Origin of the sequence: Lentilactobacillus kefiri (assembly GCF_009739535.1) — a bacterium.
Taxonomy (GTDB): Bacteria; Bacillota; Bacilli; order Lactobacillales; family Lactobacillaceae; genus Lentilactobacillus; species Lentilactobacillus kefiri.
In genome coordinates this window covers 35,579-58,037 of record NZ_CP029971.1, presented here as the reverse complement: position 1 = coordinate 58,037, position 22,459 = coordinate 35,579, and the positions used below count along the sequence as shown (strand labels likewise).

Here is a 22,459-nt window from a genome sequence, read left to right as displayed (position 1 = left end):
ATTTGGTTTCCCGTTTATTTTGATTTAATGATAATATATTAAAGGTTCCGGTTAGCCTGTTTTCTGGCTCTGCGCATTTCTTTGGTGTTATTAAATACCAGGCTCAGGTTGATAACCACCAAAACGGCTGTGGAAATAAAGACGCCGGCATAGTCAAACGACGTTGCAACAACCGATCCAATCATCGGACCGGCAACGTTTCCCATTGCCTGAAACGACTGGTTCCAGCTAAACACTCGGCCAGTAACCTGAGGTGGCGTGTTTTTGGCTAAAATTGATTGAACGGCCGGGAGCATTGAGGCGTTGGCAACGCCGATCAAGAAGCGCAATCCGATTAACTCCCAGACATTGTTAACAAAGGCCATTGGAATGTAAACGGCGATTGCCAGAACAAATCCGACCATTAACACTCGGTCGGCACCAATTCGGTCACCCAAGCGGCCAAGCATTGGGGCAGCGGCCAATGTCGCAATTCCTGGGACAGCCGCGACAATTCCACTGTAAAACGTCGTAGCCGGGCTGTTATCCATGATTTGGCGGACGTATAATGCTAAAATTGGAACGATCGAATTATTTGCTGCCTGGATAATCATGGTGGTTACAAACATTCCAAATACCAGTTTGGCGCTGCCTAATTCACCAATCACGCCTTTGGTATCCAGCATCTTGGATTTTGCCACCGGTTTGAAATCTTCATGAACCATGAAGGCCGTTACGAGGAAGACCCCCATGAATAAAGCACCTGTAATGAAAAAAGTGACCCGGTAACTAAAGAACGATGCCAGGGTTCCACCAAGTAATGGGCCTAACAGCGCGCCAGACACGTTTCCGGTCACTAGAGTACCCAAGGCCTGACCACTACGCCGCTTGGGCACCTGGGTTGCAATGAGGGCGTTGGCGTTACTGATATAACCTGAGAAGACCCCCTGAAGGAGTCGAAGGCCGATTAACTGCCAAACATTGGTGACCAGGCCCATCAGGATAAACACGATCGCCATCCCGGCGGAAGCCCGTACCAACATGAGTTTTCTACCGGTGCGGTCAGCCAGTTTTCCCCAGAGTGGAGAAGCAATTGCGGTGACAAAATAACTTGCCGCGAATGCCAAGCCACTGTAAACACTTAGTTCGTTGTGAGTGAAATGTCCAAGTGAATCAACATAGAGTGACAAGAACGGCATGACTTCACTGAAGCCGATTCCTGCCATGAAAGTACCAAACCAGAGAACAGCCAAATTGCGTCTCCAGGAATTTGGGCCAACTTGTTTTGCTGCCAATTAAGTTCCTCCTTAAATGAGTGTTGTTCTTACATAAAAAATGAGTGTGTGGAGGTTGCTATGAGAAAAGGATTTCTCAAGAAATTATTGATTAACATTGTTTTTGTATTATTGATCATTGTTGCGTTGGGATTGATATTTAATCGCCAAATCAAAAATGAACTTATCAAATCCTATCATCCGACAATTACCAGAAAAACCGTTGTTCAAGCAGAACGCCGGGCAAAGAAACAAACACCCCGCCACAAGAAAAATGTCAGTTATAACTTTAAAAAGGTTAAATCACTCGACTTCCAGACTGCCGCTGAAGCACGGATGAATACCAATCGCCTTGAAGTCATCGGTGAAGTTCTTTTGCCGAAGTCGCATATTCATTTGCCAATCGGATTGGGCGTTGCCAACACAACGTTGGCTTTGGCCGCTGGAACGATGCGTGCCGACCAGCAGATGGGAAAGGGTAATTATCCGCTTGCCGGTCATCATATGGTGAACCCAAACGTCTTATTCGGGCCACTTTATTTTAAAACCAAGGTCGATGACCATGTTTATCTCAGCAATATGAAACGGGTCTACCAGTACAAAGTCTATCAACGGACTTTTATTGCCGCCACCCGAGTGGATGTCGTTCGCCAAACCAAACAGCCAATCGTGACTTTAGTCACCTGTGATGCTACGGGAGCCGGTCGATTGATGATTCGTGGAAAATTCCAGAAGAGCTATCGACTGACTAAAGCGACGCCAAAATTAAAACGAGCCTTATTGGGACCCGTCAATAATTAAACCGATTCAGTTTTAATCTTTTCCAGCCATTTAGGCAGAGTTTCTGATAACTGACGGTAAGTCCGACCGAATTTGTGGTCGAACCAAGGGTCGGGAATATCGGTTCCCTCTTTACCAGGAATGACATTGTAGCAAAGGTAGATTTTCTTTCGATCCGCCATTGGGGCGATTTGGTTGAGATAAAAGATATTTTGATTATCCATGGCGATGATATAATCAGCGTCATCGAAATCCTGCTTGGTGATTGGCCGTGATCTTTTGTCTCCAACCGAAAGTCCATGCTTTGCCAACTCAGCGACTGCTCCTGGATGAGGAGGGTTGCCTTTTTCTTCCGAGCTGATTGCTGCAGAAGAAACGTTAATTTTATTTTCTAGATGAGCATCTTGAACCATATGCCGAAACATAATTTCCGCCATTGGGGAACGACAGATGTTACCAAGACACACAAATAATACATTCGTCATTTTAATAACCTCACACTAATATTGCGTTAACAACCATGTTACCAATGAATTAAGAAAAGGGCAAACCTGTAAGAATTCTGTCTCAATTATAAGACATATAAACGTCTGGGTAGTACAATAAAGTTAGATATAAATATGGGGTAATAAAACAATGAAGGGCAATTTGATTTTTATAAATACGAATCCAATCTCCAACATGATTTTATCGTCAGGGATAACTGCGGCTGATTTTATTAACGGCTTGGATGAATTGCCCCAAAACATTATTTTACTAAACAATGATGAACAGGCGGCCAACGGATATAATTCACATTCCAAATTTAATTTAATTACCGGCACCGGTGAAATCCGAACTTACCTACTCAGAAATCCTGATCTGAAGAAAAAGTTTATTGATTTTGATACTGAAGACAGCGTCAATAATTTATCCCCGTTTGAAATTGCTGAGCTGTTATATTTAGCTCACATGGGGACGCCAATGGGGCGGCCGTTTTCATCCAAACTCAATAATCATTACATTTATCTCAGCCAGGATAATGGTACTATTCGTTCGTATTATAGACGATTTTCTGATTTTAATCATGTTTTGGAAATCGCTATGAAACGGAAGCTGCGGGAAACCCATAATACACTGCGGGTCTTTTTGAGACCACTGGCCATTAAGGACATTGATAAACCGATTATATTGGATTTAATCACAAAAGCCAACGACGGGTTGTTTATTTCGTTTGACGCTTTACGTGAACGATCACGGACTTATCATATTCCGCTACGAATATTGAAGGACCCGGATAAGGTTTCAATCATTATACGGACCAACACCGTTGATGAAAATACTTTATATGCGGGCGACCTGACCTATAATTTACAAACATCAAAATGGCATTTGGAATGGCAGAATCAAACGGCGGGTGTTTAGCCGTTTGATTCTTTGTTATAATTAAACATAACTATTTTAGATCTTACAGATTTTTCAAATTGGAGCGTTTAATAATGAAGATGACGATTGGCGAAATTGCCAAGGCAATTAATGCCAACACAGATAATTTCAACCAAGATTTATTAACCACAACGGTAACCGGAGTTTGTTTTGACAGCCGCAAAATGGTTGCAGGACAGCTGTTCATCCCACTGGTTGCCGAACACGACGGTCACGATTACATTGATAGTGCGATCGCAAATGGTGCCGCAGCCACACTGTGGTCAAAGGATCATGCCGACCGTTTGCCGTTGAAGATTCCTGCCTTGGTGGTTGATGATACCCTCAAAGCGTTTCAGAACTTGAGCAAGTACTATCTTGATAAAATCAATCCCCGGGTTATTGCAATTACCGGCAGCAATGGTAAAACAACGACCAAGGACATGGTGGCGGCGATTCTTTCAAGCAGCTTTCATGTGACGAAAACCCATGACAATTTCAACAATGAGATTGGTGTTCCATACACAATCCTGCAAATGGAATCCAACACCGAATTCCTGGTAGCTGAAATGGGGATGGACCGGCCGGGGCAACTCGACTTCTTATCCAACCTGGTTCAACCGGATGTTGCCGTGATTACCATGATTGGTGAAGCGCATATTGAGTTCTTTGGCACCCGGGATAAGATTGCCGATGCCAAGATGGAGATTACCCATGGCTTGAAGTCGGATGGCTACTTTGTTTTTGACGGTGACGAACCGTTGTTACAGCAGCGGGCCAAAAGCGTCGATGTCCGTCAATCAACATTTGGCCGGAATTCAGATAATGATGTCTTTGCGACAGATTCAAAAGATAGTCAGTACAGTACTGAATTCCACGTTAACTTGTGGCCTGACGTTGATTTCACGATTCCAATGATCGGTGATTATAACGTTAATAATGCCTTGGCAGCTATCTCTGTTGGCCGGATCTTCCAGATTCATCCAAAGATTATGGCCAAACAGCTTGCCAAGTTTGATCCCACCAAGAACCGTACCCAATGGCTTGTTGGTTCAAAGGGAGAACGGATCTTGAGTGACGTTTATAATTCCAATCCAACAGCTGCCAAAGAAGTTTTGATTGCCTTTAAAAACACGGATACCCAGGGTCGACGGATAGCCGTACTGGGCGATATGCTCGAATTGGGTACCCAATCAAAAGAGATGCACGCTTCCCTGGCAGAAGAAATTGACCCAGCGTCAATCGCCGTTGTTTACTTAATCGGCACCGATATGGCGGCCCTTTATGATAAATTAAAGCCGATCTACGCACCAGAAAATCTGCATTATTATCAAGCCGGCCAGATTGACCAGTTAACCGCTGATCTTGAGGCCGAACTGGCTTCCAACGATGAAGTAATGTTGAAGGCTAGCCACGGATTACACTTAGAAAACGTTGTCGCAAAACTGACCAAGTAAAGCAGCCGGCTAACAGTTGACTTGTTTCTCTTGCTTAATGTTATGTGACGGTGTAAACTAAAAAGGTTATTTTGTAATAAATGATTGTAGGTCAAGTGGCCAACGCGTTAAGGAAAACGGATTTTTTCCAAGTTGGCTGTGGAACCTTGATTGTTTCAATTTAGGAGGAAACATATTTGAAGTTTAGTGAATTAGGATTATCAGACCACTTATTATCAGCAATTTCTAAAAGTGGTTTTGAAGAAGCAACGCCAATCCAGGCCGAAACCATCCCAATGGTTCTTAAAGGTGAGGATGTTATCGGTCAAGCTCAAACTGGTACTGGAAAAACTGCCGCATTTGGTTTACCAATCTTACAGAAGATTGATTTCGACAATCCAAATGTTCAAGCCCTCATTATTTCACCAACTCGAGAGCTGGCTATCCAGACACAAGAAGAAATCTATCGATTAGGAAAAGATGAAAAAGCCAAGGTTCAAGTTGTTTATGGTGGAGCAGATATTCGCCGTCAGATCAACGCATTGAAGGGCCATCCACAGATTGTGGTTGGAACACCAGGCCGAATTCTTGATCATATTAGACGTCATACTTTAAAGTTAGAGCACGTTAAGACATTAGTTTTAGATGAAGCCGACGAGATGTTAAACATGGGATTCCTTGACGATATCGAAGATATTATCAAGCAAACTCCTAAAGAACGTCAGACTTTGCTTTTCTCTGCAACCATGCCAGCCCAGATTAAACGAGTAGGGGTTCAGTTTATGACTGATCCTCATCAAGTTACAATCAAGGCTAAAGAATTAACAACTGATTTAATCGATCAGTATTATGTACGAGTAAAAGAATACGAGAAGTTCGATACAATGACTCGTTTCTTTGATGTTCAAGATCCTGAAGTTACCATCGTCTTCTGTCGGACTAAGCGCCGTGTTGACGAAGTTGCCAAAGGATTACAGGCCCGTGGCTACAAGGCTGCCGGCCTTCATGGTGATTTAACTCAAGCCCGCCGGACTCAGATTATGCAAGAGTTCAAGGCAGCTAAAATTGATATCCTGGTCGCTACCGATGTAGCTGCTCGTGGGATTGATATTTCCGGTGTTACCCATGTTTATAATTATGATATTCCTCAAGATCCTGATGGATATGTCCATCGTGTTGGTCGTACCGGCCGTGCCGGTAAGCATGGTGTTTCAATCACCTTTGCCACACCAAACGAAATGGATTATCTTCGTGAAATTGAGAAGTTAACCAAGGTGCGGATGCTGCCTTTGAAGCCACCTACAATTCAGGAAGCCTTTGTTGGTCAATTAAATTCTGCTGAAGAAGATATTGCCAAGTTAATCAAAAAGACGAATACTGATAAATTTGAGAAGATGGCTGACAAGCTGCTTGACGAGTATGAAGCAACTGATTTGGTTGCTGCCTTACTTAACGAAGTCACTCGTGACAACGTCAAAGTTAAGATTACGCCAGAACGCCCATTGTCACGTCATGGCCATGGACATGGTCATGGTGGTCATCGCAACGATCGTCGCGGTGGCGGTCATGGTGGTCATTACAAGGGTTCAAAGAACCGTCGTAATGGTGACCGGAGCAACTCTGGTCGAAATCGTGGTCATCACGAAAGCAGCAATGATCGTAAGCATTCTGACAAACGTTCAGGAAGCAATAACAAGAAACGTCGTTTTACGATTAAAAATAAGTAAATATCATTTAGGATTGTGCGATAACAGCACAATCCTTTTTATTTTATGGTAAAATTATTGTAACTTTTTGTTTTGCGAGGGACCTTTAATGATAGCAGGAATTGGAATTGACGTGACTGACATTAGACGAGTGGTCGCAGCGGTTGAACGTAACGAACACTTTATGCAACGGGTTTTAACGGATGACGAAATTCAACAGCTGGATAAGTTATCCGATAAGCGCAAGTATGAATTTATTTCTGGTCGTTTTTCGGCCAAAGAAGCATACTCCAAGGCTTATGGCTCCGGCTTGGGTTCACAGGTCAGATTTCATGATTTATGTATTTTGAATAATCCTGACGGAAAGCCGGTCTTTACCAAGCAGCCGTTTGATGGGAACGCATTTGTATCGATTTCTCATACCGATGATATTGTGGTTACCCAAGTAATTTTGGAGAATCGGGGATAGATGATGGCAGTTGGAAATTTACGCAACGCTCAATTAATAATTAATTTAAAAGCAATTTATTCAAATATCAAGCACGCCAAAGAACGGCTTGATCCAGACACAGCACTCTTCCAAGTCATTAAAGCTGATGGATACGGTCATGGTGCCATTGCTGTTGCCAAGGTTGCTGAAAGGGCCGGTGCTTCCGGCTTTTGTGTTGCAATCTTAGATGAAGCATTGGAATTAAGACAGGCCGGGATAACGAAGCCCATCTTAGTTTTGGGGATAACCGATCCCGAATTGGCTCAGGTTGCCGCCAACCAAAACATTTCGTTAACAGTTGGATCAAGCGCTTGGCTTAACCGTGCCGGTCAATTACTGCAAAACAGTCAATTAGATGGCAAGTTAAACGTTCATCTTGCCTTGGATACAGGAATGGGCCGGATTGGATTTCAAACCGCTGATGAACTGGAAGAAGCACTCGGGGTGCTGAAGCAACATCCTTCAACAATGAATTTTGAAGGAATTTTCACCCACTTTGCAACAGCTGATAGTCCCGATGATTCCTACTTCAAATTCCAATATCAGAATTTTCAGGACTTTATGGCCGTTGTCAAAAACAAGCCAAAGTACATTCACGTGGCTAATTCAGCTACCAGCCTCTGGCACAAAGTTTGCGGCGGCAATATGATTCGCCTTGGAATCTCTGCTTACGGGCTCAATCCTTCCGGCGGGGAAATTGCCAAGCTGCCATACGAACTGCAGCCGGCACTGTCCTTTACGACTGAAATTGATTTTGTAAAGTATGTTAAAAAAGGTCGTTCAATCGGGTATGGTGCGACTTACACTGCTGACAGTGATCAGTGGATTGGAACTGTTCCGGTTGGCTATGCGGATGGGGTTCCCCGAGCAATGCAGGGCTTCTCCGTTTTAGTCGACGGACACAAGTGCCCGATTGTTGGGCGGGTATGTATGGATCAATTTATGATCCGGCTGCCTAAGAATTATTCGTATGGCACCAAAGTCACCATTATTGGTAAATCCGGTGATCTGGAAATCACGGCTGATGATGTCGCAGATTACTTGAAAACCATCAGCTATGAAGTGATTTGTGGGTTCAGTTCACGAATTCGAAGAAAATATTTATGATTTTTCTCTGATTTCATGGTATATTAGACAGTACAGTAATCTTAAACTATAGGGGAAATATCATGGAGAAAGCAACTAATTCAAAGCATTTTTCAGTTATGATCAATGATCGAATTGCAGATCGCTTGGAGCAGTTCAGCTCAACAGTTGGAATATCCGAGAATGCAGCGGTTGAAATTGCAATCAACTATTTTTTTGATGATCCCAAAGTCATTGATGGCTTAATGAAGGGGTATCGTGAGATGGGTAGTTTAAACCGTCAAATCAGCAATGACTTTTCTTGCTGTGAACAAGACGCTGATATCCATTTAACTCAGTATCGTCAAAGATTACGGAATTTACAGTAATGTAAGTTATGATGATGGGAGGTATGAGGGTGACTGACGTTATTTTTAAACGTGGAGACATTTTTTATGCTGATCTATCACCAGTTGTTGGTTCCGAGCAGGGTGGTATGCGACCGGTTTTGATTGTTCAGAATGATATCGGCAACCATTACAGCCCGACCGTCATTGTTGCAGCGATTACCGCTAGAATTTCCAAGCCAAAGATGCCAACACATGTGGGAATTTTAGCTAGGGATGGCATCGAACGAGATTCGGTCATTTTACTCGAGCAAATTAGAACGATTGATAAGCAGAGACTGAAGGACAAGGTGACACACCTTGATCCTTCTATCATGAGTAAAGTCGATAAAGCAATAAAGATCAGCTTGGGTTTAGCTAAGGGCTAGTGACGGATCAAAATACATAAAAACATCACGCAAAGCTTTAATTAACTTAAAATAATATGTTTCGTAAAAAAGAGGACATCCCATTTGGGATGTCCTCTTTTTTAATACTGTTTAATGATTTGGCTAATTCTTTTCTTCTTGTAGGTTTTCAACTTCAGGTACTCGGAATTCTTTTCGTTCAAGGGCGGCAATAATTCTGTTCAATCGATCCTGATCGACTTCGGCAGGAAGTGTGAACATGATTCGATGAACAAGTTCGCCTTCTTGGGCGTCCAATGAGATGACACTGGCAATGCTCGTGTATTTAGTGATAATTTTGGCAATTTCTTCAAGATCACCACGTTCACCGCCGGATACAACGGTCAGTACATAACTTCCAATATTGACGTTCCAAGACTGAGAAAGCATATCCAATAAACGGGTATGAGTTAAGATACCATAAAAGTTGTTTCTTTCATCCAAGACAGCAATGTATGGTAAATCTTTAATTGAGAAGAATACTTGAAAGAAGGCTGAATTCACGTTGATGAATTTAGTTGCGTTTTTCAAGAGAGTGGTAACGGGAAGTGACATATCTCCACCACGTGATTTGTGACGGTAAATATGCATTTTGTAAATATTGCCACGGAAGATCTTACCGGTTTCATCAAGAATTGGCACACAACGATAACCTGAATCTTCGAGAGTCTGTAGTGCTTCTTCCAAGGTTGCGTCTTCTTTGATCGTAACTAATCGTTCCTTGGGCTTTACTAATGTTTTTAATAGCATGTTTAATTCCTCCAACTTAACCTGTATAAGACTATGATAACATAGGCAAATTTATAAAAGAATATCTAGAATTGAATTATTCTCATTATTTTCTAAATAAATGAGAAATTACGCTTGGGTGATCCCTCATCAAAGATGTGCAAGTGGCTGATAGCCTTATATTGGCAAACAAAAAGCCATGGACAAACTAGATTGTCCATGGCTTCATTTATTAAACACAATGATTAAAGTTGTGCCATACCATCAGCAGTGGTCTTTTGCAAAGTTTCTGCAGAAGCCTTCATGCTGGCAGCTTCTTCGTCGTTAAGTGGAACCTCAATAACTTTTTGAATACCAGATGCATTGACAACGGCAGGTGAGCCGATGTAAACATCGTGAAGGCCATATTCACCATCCATTGGTGCACCAACGGGTAATACGGTATTTTCATCATGCAAGATTGCTTTTGAAATTCTCATTAAGCAGGTTGCAACACCATAGAATGTTGCGCCTTTTCGGTTGATAATTTCATAAGCCTTGTGACGAACTTCGTCTTCAATTTGCTTCAAGTCATCCATGGATAAGCCAGCTTCTTTGGCAATGTCCAAGAATGGACGGCCACCGATTTGGGCAGCTGAATATGCAGCAAATTCTGAATCACCATGTTCACCCATAATGTAAGCACTAATTGATTGTGGGTTGATTTGTAATTTCTTGCCCAAAGCAACTTGAAGTCGTGAAGTATCCAATGATGTTCCGCTTCCAAATACACGGTTCTTTGGGAAGCCTGAGAACTTTTGAGCTGCATAAGTCAAGATGTCAACTGGGTTGGCAGCGACAACGATAACACCCTTAAAGCCTGAATCAACCAAAGGTGAAATGATTGATTTCATGATCTTGAGGTTTTTGTTAACCAAGTCAAGACGGGTTTCACCGGGCTTTTGAGGAGCACCGGCAGTAATAATAGCAAGGTCTGCGTCGCCACAATCCTTGTAGTCACCTGAATATACGTGCTTTGGGGAGGTGAATGCTTGTGCATCTTCGAGGTCTAATGCATCGCCCTCAGTTCGTTTTTTAACAACATCAACGATCACAAACTCTTCGGCGAGTCCTTGTTGCATCATTGCATATGCATATGATGAACCTACGGCACCGTCACCGATTAAAGCTACTTTTTGGCGTTTCAAAGTCAAAAAAATCATCTCCAAAATATTAATGTATTCCACTTGGAACCATAGCAATTATAGCATGGATATGAATCCGTATTCACGCATTAACAATTTTTAATTTTATGGTCTGTGGAAATCTTGAAAGCTTGGTAGATATGATATAATCTGTATGTTAATTAATTTTCCAGCAGCTGAACAGCCTTTGTTCAGCATTTTTCTGTTGGAAGAAATGTGAGGATGAACCAAATAATGAAAATGATCGTTGGATTAGGAAATATCGGGCCACAATATGATGGCACCAGACATAACACTGGTTTCATGGTGGTTGACCAATTTGCCAAAAGTCATGATATCTCAATTAAAACTCGTAAAATGAATGCCAAGTATGGATCCGGCTTCGTTAATAACACTAAAGTGCTTGTGGTTGAACCCACGACATTTATGAATGATTCAGGATTGGCTGTTCGGCCATTGATGAACTACTTTGATATTCCAGTGGAAGATATCATTATTGTTCATGATGATATGGATCTTCCAATTGGTAAGATCCGGATCAAAGATAAGGGATCAGCTGGTGGTCACAACGGTATTAAAAGTATTATTGCCAGTGTCGGCACTGAAAACTTTGATCGAATTCGAGTTGGAATTGATCACCCGGACCATGGTAATACGGTTGTTAATTATGTTTTGGGCCGATTCAGTAAGGATCAGGCCCCAGTATTTAAGCAGGCAGCCGACCATGCAGTGAATGCCCTTGATGACTGGATCGACGGCATGTCAATTCCGGATTTGGAAAATCAGTATAACTAACGAAAGGATACCTACTTTGAAGTTAGATCAATTACTCACAACAATCCCTCAGTATTCTCAACTGGTTTCAGCTCTTAAGAAGGGCAGCCGTCAATTAATTACCGGAATTGGCGGGTCAGCACGAAGCCTATTGATTGATAATTTAATTCATTCGACTGACCGACCAACAGTTGTAGTGGTTGACTCGTTATTTCATGCTGATCAGCTGGTGAACGATTTATCAAATTTGCTGGATGATGACCAATTATTCGAATTTCCAGTTGAGGAAATGGGGGCTGCCGAATTGGCAACCAGTTCGCCGGAATATAAAGCTCAGCGGGTGCTTGCTTTGGACAAACTCGCAAGTGGAGAGCCGGCAGTCATTGTCACTTCTGTGTCCGGTATCAGAAGACTGGTCCCCGCAAAGGAACAGTTTCAACAAGCTAAATTAACTATTAAGATGGATGGCACCTATGACCTTGAAAAGCTAAAACTTCAGTTACATCAAATGGGCTACGTTTTTCAAAAAATGGTTGCCGCACCCGGTGACTTTTCAATTCGGGGATCCATTCTGGACATTTTCCCGTTGAACCATCAAGATCCGGTTCGAATCGACTTCTTTGATACAGATGTTGATTCGATGAGGACGTTTGACGTTTCCAACCAACGGAGTATTAAAAATATTGAATCCATCTCTGTGTTGCCGGCGACTGATTTGTTGATGAACGACGATCAGCGAAAGGCGGTTGCCAAGCAATTGTCTAAACGACTGATTGCCGAAACGGCCAAGCTGGATGAAAAAGCTGCCAAGAAATTAAAGGGCAATTTGGAACCCCAAATTATGGATCTGCAGAATGGTTTGAGTGATCCGCGTTGGTTACTATTTGCAGATGCCATTTATGACAAACAATATTCTTTGCTGGACTATCTGGACGACGATGGGGTGGTTGTCTTTGACGATTACACCAGAATTACCGATACTGCCCGTCAGCTTGAAAGCGACGATGGCGAATGGTTGGCTGATAAGATCAAACACTATGAAGTATTGAAGTCGACAACTTACACCAATGATTTTAAAACGGTCTTTAAAGCCAATAAGCATGCCACGTTGATCCTTTCCCTGTTCCAAAAAGGGATGGGCAGAATGAAGCTTGACGCCGTTGTTGATATTACGGTTCGGCCAATGCAGCAATTCTTCTCTCAAATGCCGATGTTAAGAACCGAGATTTTACGTTGGCAGAAGATGAAACAGGCCGTTATTATCATGGTTCATGATGAAAAACGCCTGGCAAAGGTTGCTCAAACCCTTAATGATTTTGAAATTACCGCTACCCAAACAGATAAGGACCATTTATTGCCAAATGAAGTTCAACTGATTTCCAGTAACCTGGATAATGGTTTTGAATTGCCACTGGCAAATTTGGTTATTATCACCGAAAAAGAAATGTTTGGAACGGCCACAAAGAAGCGGCCACGGCAAACAACGTTTAATAACGCGGAAAGAATTAAAAGTTACACGGATTTGAAGCCCGGTGACTATGTTGTTCACGTTAACCATGGAATTGGCCGGTATGAAGGCATGAAAACCATGGAGGTTGACGGCAAGCATCAGGACTATTTAACAATTGATTATAAAGATAACGCCAAGCTCTTTATTCCGGTTACCCAGCTTAATTTAATTCAGAAATACGTATCTTCCGAGGATAAGCATCCCCGAATTAATAAGCTCGGCGGCAGTGAATGGGCCAAGACCAAAGCGAAGGTTGCCTCAAAAATTGAGGATATCGCCGATGAATTAATTGATTTGTATGCTAAACGAAGTGCAGAAAAAGGGTATGCATACCCGCAAGACGATTCAATGCAGGCCGAGTTTGAAGCCGCTTTTCCATACAGCGAAACGCCTGATCAGTTACGAAGTGCAACTGAAATTAAGCGGGACATGGAAACCGAACACCCAATGGATCGCCTGTTGGTTGGAGACGTTGGTTATGGTAAAACCGAAGTTGCCTTGCGAGCAGCATTTAAAGCAATTGAAGTCGGCAAGCAGGTCGCATTCTTGGTACCTACAACTATCTTGGCTCAGCAGCATTATGAAACAATGCTTGACCGATTTAGAGATTATCCAATTACGGTGAGAGTCCTTTCACGGTTTCAAACGACCAAACAGGTTAGAGAAACCCTTGAGGGATTAAAGGACGGCAAAGTCGACGTGGTTGTTGGAACTCATCGATTATTATCAAAAGACGTTAAGTTTAATAATCTGGGCCTTTTGATTATTGATGAGGAGCAGCGATTTGGTGTTAAGCACAAGGAACGGATCAAGGAGATGCGATCCGATGTCGATGTTCTGACGTTAACTGCAACCCCAATTCCCCGAACACTTAACATGTCAATGATGGGGGTTCGGGATTTGTCCGTCATTGAGACGCCACCATCCAACCGATACCCAATTCAGACTTATGTGATTGAGCAAAATGCCGGCACAATTCGTGAAGCGATTGAAAGAGAAATGGCTCGTGGCGGTCAGGTATTTTATCTGCACAACCGGGTTTCTGATATTGAAAAGACGGTTGAACAAATTAGTGCACTGGTTCCTGATGCCCGGGTTGGATATATTCATGGGCAGATGTCCGAAAATGAAATGGAAGATATTTTATATGATTTCATTAACGGCGAATATGATGTCCTGGTCACAACCACGATCATTGAAACCGGAGTCGACATTCCCAATGTAAATACGTTATTCGTTGAGAATGCCGACAGAATGGGGCTTTCACAACTCTATCAACTGCGTGGCCGAATTGGCCGAAGCAGTCGGGTTGCATACGCGTATTTCATGTACAAACCCAACAAAGTTTTGACGGAAATTGGGGAAAAGCGTTTGGAGGCCATTCGTGATTTTACTGAATTAGGTTCAGGATTCAAGATTGCGATGCGTGACTTGTCAATCCGAGGAGCTGGAAATCTTCTTGGAAAACAGCAACATGGATTTGTTGATTCCGTTGGGTATGATCTTTATACTCAGATGTTATCCGATGCGGTTGCTAAAAAGCGTGGCAAGGGCTTTGAATATCGAACCGATTCGACAATCGAATTGGACTTGGAAGCCTATCTTCCAAGTGACTACATTCAGGATAATCAACAAAAGATTGAACTCTATAAACGAATTCGACAGATTGAAAACGAAGATCAACTTCACGAAGTCGAAGATGATTTGATTGATCGGTTTGGCGACTATAGTGAGCCGGTTGCAAATCTGCTGAAAATTTCTCAGCTGAAAATGTATTCTGACTACGCATTAGTCGACAAGATCCACCAGGACCAGCCTAAGATTGTGATCACATTTTCTTCACGTGCCGGAGCAGAATTCTCCAGCAAGGAATTGCTTGAAGCCATCGCCCAGACAAAGTTTCGGGCAACAATCAATACTGAAAATGACAAATATCAGATTCAACTGACCGTTCAACCAAACATGACAAAGTGGTTGGATGGATTAATTGCGTTAGTCAAACAACTGTCAGATACCCGGCATAAACATCGAGCTGGCGGCAAGGTAAAGAGTAATGAAAAATAGTTCGAGAAGACAACTGGTTTTGAAAGGAACACTGCTTTTGACAGTTGCGTCGTTTATCGCGAAGATTCTAAGCGCAGTTTACCGGATTCCTTTTCAAAACATGGTTGGCAATATTGGCTTTTATGTTTATCAGCAAATTTATCCAATCTACGGAATCGGGATGACATTTGCGTTAACCGGGCTTCCGGTTTTTATATCAAAACTGGTCGTTGACACAAAAGATGAAAACGAAAAAGCAGCGCTGGCATTTAAAATCCAAAATATCTTGCTTGTTATTTGCCTGCTGATTTTTTGCTTTTTACAACTTGGCGCTGGGTTCATCGCTCAAAGCATGGATGATTACCGGCTGGCACCTGTGATCCGTTCCGTTAGTTGGATGTTTTTATTCATCCCGTTTTTGTCGACTTGGCGCGGATACTTTCAAGGTAAAATGGAAATGCGGCCAACGGCCTATTCCCAAGTCATTGAACAAGTTGTTCGGGTGTCGGTGATTCTGTTAGTTGCATACTGGGCAGTTAAATCTGCGGTTAACCCGTATCACATGGGTCAAATGGCGATGTTATCGGCCCCTGTGGCCGGTGCCTGTGCCTTATTGGTCATTGGTATTTGGCTGAAACGTTATCACCTCCCAGCCGGGTTTAAGCGGCATTCAGTCACACTTAACAATCCCGTCTTGGTCAAACGGATTCTCCTTGAAGGCGGAACGCTTTGTTTGGTTTCTGCCGTAATGCTGATGCTTCAGCTGGCAGACTCGTTTTCAGTTGTTGCCGGTTTGCAAAAATACGGCTATTCACTGATGGCGGCTCAAAATATTAAGGGAATTTATGATCGATCACAGACACTGGTTCAGCTGGGGCAGGTTTTTAGTATTGCATCGGCCACGGCAGTCCTGCCAGGTCTGGTATTGGCCAATAAGCGTCACCAAAATATTACTTTCCAGCACATTGCGGCAACCAATCTGCGAACCAATTTGGCAGTTTCGTTGGCAATGACCGTTGGATTGGCGGCCTTGATGCCACAGGTTAACCGTTTGCTATTTGCGTCTTCCGAACTTAACCTAACTATCAGTCTGTACTGCGTCAGCATTATTTTTACAGCTGTTTTAATGACGTACAATGTGATTTTGCAGAGTAAAAACAGTTACTTAAAGACGATGGTGTCAATCATTGCCGGCTTTTTAACCAAGATTGTCGTTAACCAATTTTTCATCGGCAAAATCGGAATTGTTGGTGCAAGCTTGGCAACCCTGTTAAGCTTAGTGATAATGATTGGATTAATGAATGTGTTGAGCAGGGATGAACTTGCCAAGCTGATTTCTTTTAAGCAGATCGGAAAACTTGCGATCATATTAATTGCGATGGCTGGTACAGTGAAGCTGATTGCTTGGGGATTGGCGGCTGGAATTCCGATGACCAATTTAAGAATTGAAGCCTTGGTGATTTCTTGTATTGCCATTCCGGCAGGTATCGTTGTGTTTTTTGCCGGCTGCGTTTTACTCAAAGCCTTTACTGTTCGTGAATGGCTGGCGATTCCAATGGTCGGTAAGTTTTTAAAAATTAAAGGAGTAACAACTCATGAGAATAGATAAGTTTCTAAAAGTGTCGCGGATTATTAAACGTCGGTCGGTTGCCAAGGAAATTGCTGATAAGGGGCGGATCTTTATCAATGGCCGCACTGCCAAATCATCAACCGAGGTCAAGCCAAACGATGAAGTTGTGATTAAGTTTGGTAACAAGACCCTGACCATCTTGGTTAAGGAATTGTTGGACACAACCAAGAAAGATGATGCCGAAAGAATGTATGAAATTACATCAGAGGATTACGAACGAGATTTTCGAAAAGAATAGATAATCCTTCACAAAATGACCGGAATATGTCTGGTTCACCTAGACAAATGCTGATTTGTTGGTATAATTTATCTAGAACGTGCGAATGATCGGGGGATTTGGCATGCAGCAACAAAATGGGAAAGTAAAGAAGCTCGACAATGATTTTACTCGGCGTCGAGAGATTGAATTGAATAATTCTAAGGTTACGGCCGTTTTGTCAAATCGACGAAAAAAACGGGCGTTGATTATTATTGCCATTTTTGTGTTCTTTGCCTCAATCTTCTTGGTTCAAATTGTTCGTGCAAAAGTCAACTATGCTGATGTTCACGTCCAAATTGCTCGTGAGCAAAAGAATTTGGCCAACCAAAAGGCCAATAATAAAAAGCTGAAGTCACAGGTTTCTCAGCTTAATGATAAGAGTTACGTGGAACAGATTATTCGCGATCGATATTATTACACAAAACCCGGGGAAACAGTTTACAGTTTTCCCAACAAAGCACCGAAAGATGTTAATGATTATGATGTAAAATAAAACCAGTGATGTTTTTCATCACTGGTTTTATTTTGACAATGGCTGGCCGACATAATTTAAAATATGATATACTGGTAACATTACAACATGGGAGGAACATTTTTTTAGATGGCAATTGAAGTTGGAGAAAAAGTTAACGGTAAAGTTTCCGGAATCACAAATTTTGGTGCATTTATTGACTTAGGTGATCATCGAACCGGGTTGGTTCATATCAGCGAAGTTTCTGACGGATTTGTTAAGGATATTCACGACGTCTTGAAAGTCGGCGACGAGGTTACCGTTAAGGTCCTCAAGATTGAAGGCAATAATAAGATCAGCCTTTCAATCCGTAAAGCGCAGGATAATCACGAACACGAGGAATCCAGACACGAGAATCATTCCCACAGAAACTTCCATGAAAACAATCATGAAGGACATGAGAATCACGGCAATCATGGTAACCATGAAGGTCACGGATCTCGTTCTCGCGGTGGTAACTATGGACATAACAATCATTCAAACAACCATGAAGAAAGTTTTGATGATATGATGTCCGGCTTCTTAAAAGAAAGTGAAGATCGGCTTTCAACTCTTCGTAAAAATACTGAAGGTAAGCGAGGCGGCCGAGGCGGTCGTCGAAGTTAAAATGAATTTGATGATTAAATAATTGTTTAGTGGCTGGAGGCAAGAATATTGCTGCCGGCCATCTTTGTTTTATCAGGGATGATTAGTGGAGGCAGCTCATGAATTTGCAGAGTCGATTTAATTCATATGTTAGAAGTGCAAATTGGTGGCACGCCGGTGACAAGGTTGTCGTTGCCGTTTCAACCGGGGTCGACTCGATGACGCTCTTGTTTCTGTTAATGCATTTGCCAGTAGATATTCGACCAACAATTATCGTGGCTTACGTGGATCATCAGCTGCGGGCCCAAAGCCACGTTGAAACCCGTTATATAAATGATTATTGTCAATCTCACAGCATCAAGCTGGAGCAAGCTGTTTGGCGGACAGACTTACATCCCGAGTCAGGGATCGAGTCAGCTGCCCGTCGTTTCCGCTATCACTTTTTTCAGCAGGTGCTTGATAAAGACGATGCCCAATATCTGTTAACTGCCCATCATGGGGATGATTTGATTGAGACGGTCTTAATGAAGCTTACCCGTGGCGGTCAGCTGCCATCGCTGGTTGGCATCCATGAAGCGCGTGGCTTTGCCGGCAAAACGCTCATCAGACCGTTACTTGGGTTTAGCAAGCAGCAGATACGGGAGTTTGCAGCTTCCAAACAAATTAAGTGGTACGAAGACGCGACAAATCAAGAATTATCATTTGAACGTAATCGGATTCGTCACAAGGTGGTTCCGCTGTTGAAGCAGGAGAACCCGCAGCTACTGGCACATGTCCATGATTATTCGATTCAGTTATCGGATAGCATGGAGGCGTTGGCGACACTTGTTGAACCGATATTGACGCGGGTGGCAAATTTCGACAATCCACAAACAGTCAAAGTTGATCTTCAACAGTTAAAACAGTACCCGAAAAGTGTGGGTAAACAAGTGATGCAACAGTTGTTGGATCATCGGCTTCACGTGCCGGATGTTTCGATGGCGCAGTTAGCTGCCATTATCCATCTGATCGATCAGGATCAAAAACCACAGGCAAAATTAAATTTGGCTAATCATTGGCGGGTTCAACGGGAATATCAAACATTGATAATTTCCAAAGAACCACAAATTTTCCCATTGAAGTCTGAAAAAAGTGCGCATCTTATGGTAATATTAGACAGATGGTATTCACTGAATTCTTCCCAAAAATTTGGTGTCTTTTCCAAGCAGCAGACATTATCCGCAAGTCGGACGTCAACGTTTTATTTAGACGATGCCGACCTGCCTTTACAGGTCCGTTCAGTTGAGCCGGGCGACAGAGTGCTCCTGCCTCAGGGCAGGCACCAGAAAGTTACCAGGGTGCTGATTAATGCCAAGATTTCAAACGACCAAAGAAAACACATTCGGGTCCTGGTCACAAACAGGAATACCGTTCTATCAGTTTTGGGGGTTAAGAACTCCGTCACGCTTCCTGGTAGCGAAGGGGCAAAACCCTATTTATTAACTCAAGTTCCAAGGAAATAATATTTGAAAGAAAAGGAATAGGTAATGAATAACGACATCTTAAAGGTACTTTACAGCAAGGAAGAGATTGACAACGCCTGCAAGAGTTTGGGTAATGAAATCTCTAAAACGTATGCGGGAAAGACACCCGTTGTAGTTGGCGTGTTGAAGGGTGCAATCTTCTTTATGACCGATATTGTCCGGGCAGTTGATTCATATATGCAGATTGATTTTATTGATGTTTCCAGTTACCACGGTGCGACTGAATCATCAGGAACTGTCGAGCTGCTGCAGGATATTAATACCAACATTACCGGCCGCGATGTCTTAATTGTTGAAGACATCGTTGATACCGGCAGAACACTGAAGTTCCTGCTTGATACGTTTGCTGATCGCGGCGCCAAATCAATTAAGGTTTGTACGTTGCTGGATAAGCCCGCTGGCCGAAAGGTTGATGTCAAATCGGACTTTACCGGTTTTAAAGTTCCTAATGAATTTGTGGTTGGTTATGGTCTTGACTATGATGAAAAGTACCGTAACTTGCCATACATTGGTGTCTTAAAGCCAGAAATTTATGCAAACAAATAATGGTCAAAAAAGGTCAAGTGTGTTAGTATTTTGACTATCAACATGAAAATATATAGTTTTGAGGAGGACGTTGATGAACTCGAATAAAAATGGGCTTTTTAAAAATAGTCTATTTTACATTGTCATATTTCTGCTGATAATGGGAGTTATTTATTTCTTTAATGGAAATACTAACCAAACCACATCACAGGAAATTCAATCAAGTCAGTTCGTTAAGAATTTGAAGGATGACAAGGTAAAAAGCTTTTCAGTACAGCCAAACGGCGGTGTTTATAAGGTAAGTGGTACTTATAGACAGGGTCAAAAGGTACAGGTACAATCTGGGCTGATTGGTGGTAACCAAACTCAGTCAAAGAATGTTACCAAATTCACCACCACTGTCCTCGAGAACAACTCCTCAATTGCTGAAATCACCAAGGCAGCTCAATCTAACAATGTTAAGATGAATGCCAAACCTGAAGAATCAAGTGGCTTTTGGGTAAATCTGCTGGTTTACGTATTACCACTATTGTTGTTTGTTTGGTTCTTCTATATGATGATGGGCCGAGCTGGCGGTCAAGGCGGCGGAAATGGCAAAGTGATGAGCTTTGGCAAATCCAAAGCTAAACCAGCCGACAGTAAGCAAAATAAGGTTCGATTCTCAGATGTTGCTGGTGAAGAAGAAGAAAAGCAGGAACTTGTAGAAGTTGTTGAATTTCTTAAAGATCCAAGGAAATTTACAACTCTAGGTGCCACCATTCCACATGGTGTCTTACTAGAGGGGCCTCCTGGTACTGGTAAAACTTTGCTTGCCAAAGCGGTTGCCGGTGAAGCCGGTGTACCTTTCTATTCAATCTCCGGTTCTGATTTCGTTGAAATGTTTGTTGGTGTTGGTGCCAGCCGTGTTCGTGACTTGTTTGATCAAGCCAAGAAAGCCGCTCCTGCCATCATCTTCATTGATGAAATTGATGCCGTTGGTCGCCGTCGTGGTGCTGGAATGGGTGGCGGTCACGATGAACGTGAACAAACCCTTAACCAATTACTGGTTGAAATGGATGGATTTAGTGGTAATGAAGGTGTCATTGTCATTGCTGCTACCAACCGTGCCGATGTTTTGGATCCAGCCTTGACTCGTCCAGGTCGATTTGACCGGAAGATCTTGGTTGGCCGTCCTGATATCAATGGTCGTGAAGCAATCCTGAAAGTTCACTCAAAGAACAAGCCATTAGCAAGTGATGTTGATCTTCATGAAATCGCTAAGCAAACTCCTGGATTTGTTGGTGCCGATTTGGCCAACTTGTTGAACGAAGCTGCATTACTTGCTGCCCGTCGTAACAAGACGCAAATTGATGCCAGTGACTTGGATGAAGCTGAAGATCGGGTTATTGCCGGACCTGCCAAGCGTAACCGAGTCATTTCCAAAGAGGAACGGGAAACTGTTGCCTACCATGAAGCCGGCCATACGGTTGTTGGATTGGTTTTGAATGACGCTCGAGTCGTTCACAAGGTAACAATTGTGCCTCGTGGTCGTGCCGGTGGATACGCAATTATGTTGCCTCGTGAAGACCAACAATTGATGTCTAAGAAAGATGCAATGGAACAAATTGCCGGTTTAATGGGTGGTCGTGCTGCCGAAGAAATTGTGTTTAACTCACAGTCTTCAGGTGCTTCCAATGACTTTGAACAGGCAACCAATATTGCTCGGGCAATGGTTACTCAATATGGTATGAGTAAGCGACTCGGCCCAGTTCAACTTGAGAATCCTGCCCAGGATACTTATGGCCCAAGATATTCTCAAGAGACTGGTGCTGCGGTTGACGAAGAAGTTCGTCGTTTAACCAATGAAGCTCATGATACTGCTAAGAAGATTATTGAAGAACATCGCGATAAGCATAAGCTGATTGCGGAAGCATTGCTTAAGTACGAGACCCTTGACCAGAAGCAAATCCTGTCTCTGTGGAATGATGGCAAGATGCCAGACAGTTCCGACAAGAGTGAGTTCCCAAGTGAACGTGCTGCTACTTTTGAAGAAGCAAAGCGTGAATTGGAACGTAAGGAAGCTGAACGTCAGGCAGAATTGGAAAAAGATCACGGTTCTGATAATCAGTCCACTGATTCAACTGAAAATGGATCTGATGACTCTGAAAAACCAGATGATGTTTCCAACAATGAATCAACCAAAAGATCAAAATCATGACAATGATGATAACATTTAGTTGAATATTTCAAAAATGAGTTTAGGGTAGAATTATCTCTAAG

General features: G+C 42.7%; 21 protein-coding genes. 17 read left to right on the top strand and 4 right to left on the bottom strand.

Annotated features, from left to right (window positions below; genetic code table 11):
- Positions 1-38: 38 nt before the first annotated feature.
- Positions 39-1,274, bottom strand: coding sequence for a multidrug efflux MFS transporter (locus DNL43_RS00330; protein ID WP_056982696.1), 1,236 nt, complete (start codon positions 1,272-1,274; stop codon positions 39-41).
- A 60-nt stretch (positions 1,275-1,334) separates the two neighbouring features.
- On the opposite strand from DNL43_RS00330, the gene DNL43_RS00325 reads away from it, so the two are divergent.
- The gene (locus DNL43_RS00325) at positions 1,335-2,054 is read left to right on the top strand and encodes a class A sortase (protein WP_056982698.1); all 720 of its coding nucleotides are present in this window, start codon (positions 1,335-1,337) and stop codon (positions 2,052-2,054) included.
- Here the strand turns inward: DNL43_RS00325 and DNL43_RS00320 are convergent.
- Positions 2,051-2,518: a low molecular weight protein-tyrosine-phosphatase gene (locus DNL43_RS00320; RefSeq protein WP_054769105.1), complete on the bottom strand. Its 468-nt coding sequence runs from the start codon at positions 2,516-2,518 to the stop codon at positions 2,051-2,053. The genes DNL43_RS00325 and DNL43_RS00320 overlap by 4 nt on opposite strands.
- Before the next feature lie 151 nt (positions 2,519-2,669).
- Between DNL43_RS00320 and DNL43_RS00315 the strand changes: the two genes are divergently transcribed.
- The 7 genes from DNL43_RS00315 (at position 2,670) to DNL43_RS00285 (ending at position 8,909) form a co-directional block, all read left to right on the top strand.
- Positions 2,670-3,437 carry a hypothetical protein gene (locus tag DNL43_RS00315; RefSeq protein WP_056982699.1) on the top strand — a complete coding sequence of 256 codons (768 nt, stop codon included), beginning with the start codon at positions 2,670-2,672 and terminating at the stop codon, positions 3,435-3,437.
- Positions 3,438-3,511: 74 nt separating this feature from the next.
- The gene (locus DNL43_RS00310; protein ID WP_056982701.1) at positions 3,512-4,894 is read left to right on the top strand and encodes a UDP-N-acetylmuramoyl-tripeptide--D-alanyl-D-alanine ligase; all 1,383 of its coding nucleotides are present in this window, start codon (positions 3,512-3,514) and stop codon (positions 4,892-4,894) included.
- 176 nt (positions 4,895-5,070) lie between these two features.
- The gene (locus DNL43_RS00305; RefSeq protein WP_056982702.1) at positions 5,071-6,600 is read left to right on the top strand and encodes a DEAD/DEAH box helicase; all 1,530 of its coding nucleotides are present in this window, start codon (positions 5,071-5,073) and stop codon (positions 6,598-6,600) included.
- An 88-nt stretch (positions 6,601-6,688) separates the two neighbouring features.
- The gene (gene acpS / locus DNL43_RS00300; RefSeq protein WP_054769106.1) at positions 6,689-7,048 is read left to right on the top strand and encodes a holo-ACP synthase; all 360 of its coding nucleotides are present in this window, start codon (positions 6,689-6,691) and stop codon (positions 7,046-7,048) included.
- On the top strand, positions 7,049-8,176 hold the full coding sequence (gene alr / locus DNL43_RS00295; RefSeq protein ID WP_179286799.1) for an alanine racemase: 1,128 nt from the start codon (positions 7,049-7,051) through the stop codon (positions 8,174-8,176).
- A 62-nt stretch (positions 8,177-8,238) separates the two neighbouring features.
- Positions 8,239-8,523 carry a hypothetical protein gene (locus DNL43_RS00290; RefSeq protein WP_054769107.1) on the top strand — a complete coding sequence of 95 codons (285 nt, stop codon included), beginning with the start codon at positions 8,239-8,241 and terminating at the stop codon, positions 8,521-8,523.
- Between the two features lie 11 nt (positions 8,524-8,534).
- Positions 8,535-8,909 (top strand): type II toxin-antitoxin system PemK/MazF family toxin, encoded by a 375-nt coding sequence (locus DNL43_RS00285; RefSeq protein WP_056982704.1) that lies wholly within the window; start codon positions 8,535-8,537, stop codon positions 8,907-8,909.
- A 123-nt stretch (positions 8,910-9,032) separates the two neighbouring features.
- On the opposite strand, the gene cbpA is transcribed toward DNL43_RS00285, so the two are convergent.
- Positions 9,033-9,677 carry a cyclic di-AMP binding protein CbpA gene (gene cbpA / locus DNL43_RS00280; protein WP_054769108.1) on the bottom strand — a complete coding sequence of 215 codons (645 nt, stop codon included), beginning with the start codon at positions 9,675-9,677 and terminating at the stop codon, positions 9,033-9,035.
- 224 nt (positions 9,678-9,901) lie between these two features.
- Positions 9,902-10,858: an L-lactate dehydrogenase gene (locus tag DNL43_RS00275; protein WP_056982729.1), complete on the bottom strand. Its 957-nt coding sequence runs from the start codon at positions 10,856-10,858 to the stop codon at positions 9,902-9,904.
- Positions 10,859-11,074: 216 nt separating this feature from the next.
- Between DNL43_RS00275 and pth the strand changes: the two genes are divergently transcribed.
- The 9 genes from pth to ftsH all read left to right on the top strand — a co-directional run bounded on the left by pth (position 11,075) and on the right by ftsH (position 22,397).
- Complete coding sequence (gene pth / locus DNL43_RS00270) at positions 11,075-11,635, top strand: aminoacyl-tRNA hydrolase (RefSeq protein WP_054769111.1); 561 nt, start codon at positions 11,075-11,077, stop codon at positions 11,633-11,635.
- Between the two features lie 16 nt (positions 11,636-11,651).
- Positions 11,652-15,188 carry a transcription-repair coupling factor gene (mfd, locus tag DNL43_RS00265; protein ID WP_225364728.1) on the top strand — a complete coding sequence of 1,179 codons (3,537 nt, stop codon included), beginning with the start codon at positions 11,652-11,654 and terminating at the stop codon, positions 15,186-15,188.
- Positions 15,178-16,776: a putative polysaccharide biosynthesis protein gene (locus DNL43_RS00260; protein ID WP_056982706.1), complete on the top strand. Its 1,599-nt coding sequence runs from the start codon at positions 15,178-15,180 to the stop codon at positions 16,774-16,776. Before mfd ends, DNL43_RS00260 begins: the two co-directional genes overlap by 11 nt.
- Entirely contained in the window at positions 16,763-17,035 is a 273-nt protein-coding gene (locus DNL43_RS00255) for an RNA-binding S4 domain-containing protein (RefSeq protein ID WP_056982707.1), read from the top strand. Before DNL43_RS00260 ends, DNL43_RS00255 begins: the two co-directional genes overlap by 14 nt.
- 103 nt (positions 17,036-17,138) lie before the next feature.
- Positions 17,139-17,549: an FtsB family cell division protein gene (locus DNL43_RS00250; protein WP_056982710.1), complete on the top strand. Its 411-nt coding sequence runs from the start codon at positions 17,139-17,141 to the stop codon at positions 17,547-17,549.
- 108 nt (positions 17,550-17,657) lie between these two features.
- Complete coding sequence (locus DNL43_RS00245; protein WP_056982712.1) at positions 17,658-18,173, top strand: S1 domain-containing RNA-binding protein; 516 nt, start codon at positions 17,658-17,660, stop codon at positions 18,171-18,173.
- A gap of 98 nt (positions 18,174-18,271) precedes the next feature.
- A complete protein-coding gene (tilS, locus tag DNL43_RS00240) occupies positions 18,272-19,654 on the top strand; it encodes a tRNA lysidine(34) synthetase TilS (RefSeq protein WP_156644955.1) in 1,383 nt (460 codons plus the stop codon).
- A gap of 24 nt (positions 19,655-19,678) precedes the next feature.
- Positions 19,679-20,221: a hypoxanthine phosphoribosyltransferase gene (gene hpt, locus DNL43_RS00235; RefSeq protein WP_056982716.1), complete on the top strand. Its 543-nt coding sequence runs from the start codon at positions 19,679-19,681 to the stop codon at positions 20,219-20,221.
- 73 nt (positions 20,222-20,294) lie between these two features.
- On the top strand, positions 20,295-22,397 hold the full coding sequence (gene ftsH, locus DNL43_RS00230) for an ATP-dependent zinc metalloprotease FtsH (protein ID WP_056982718.1): 2,103 nt from the start codon (positions 20,295-20,297) through the stop codon (positions 22,395-22,397).
- The last annotated feature ends 62 nt before the right edge of the window (positions 22,398-22,459 follow it).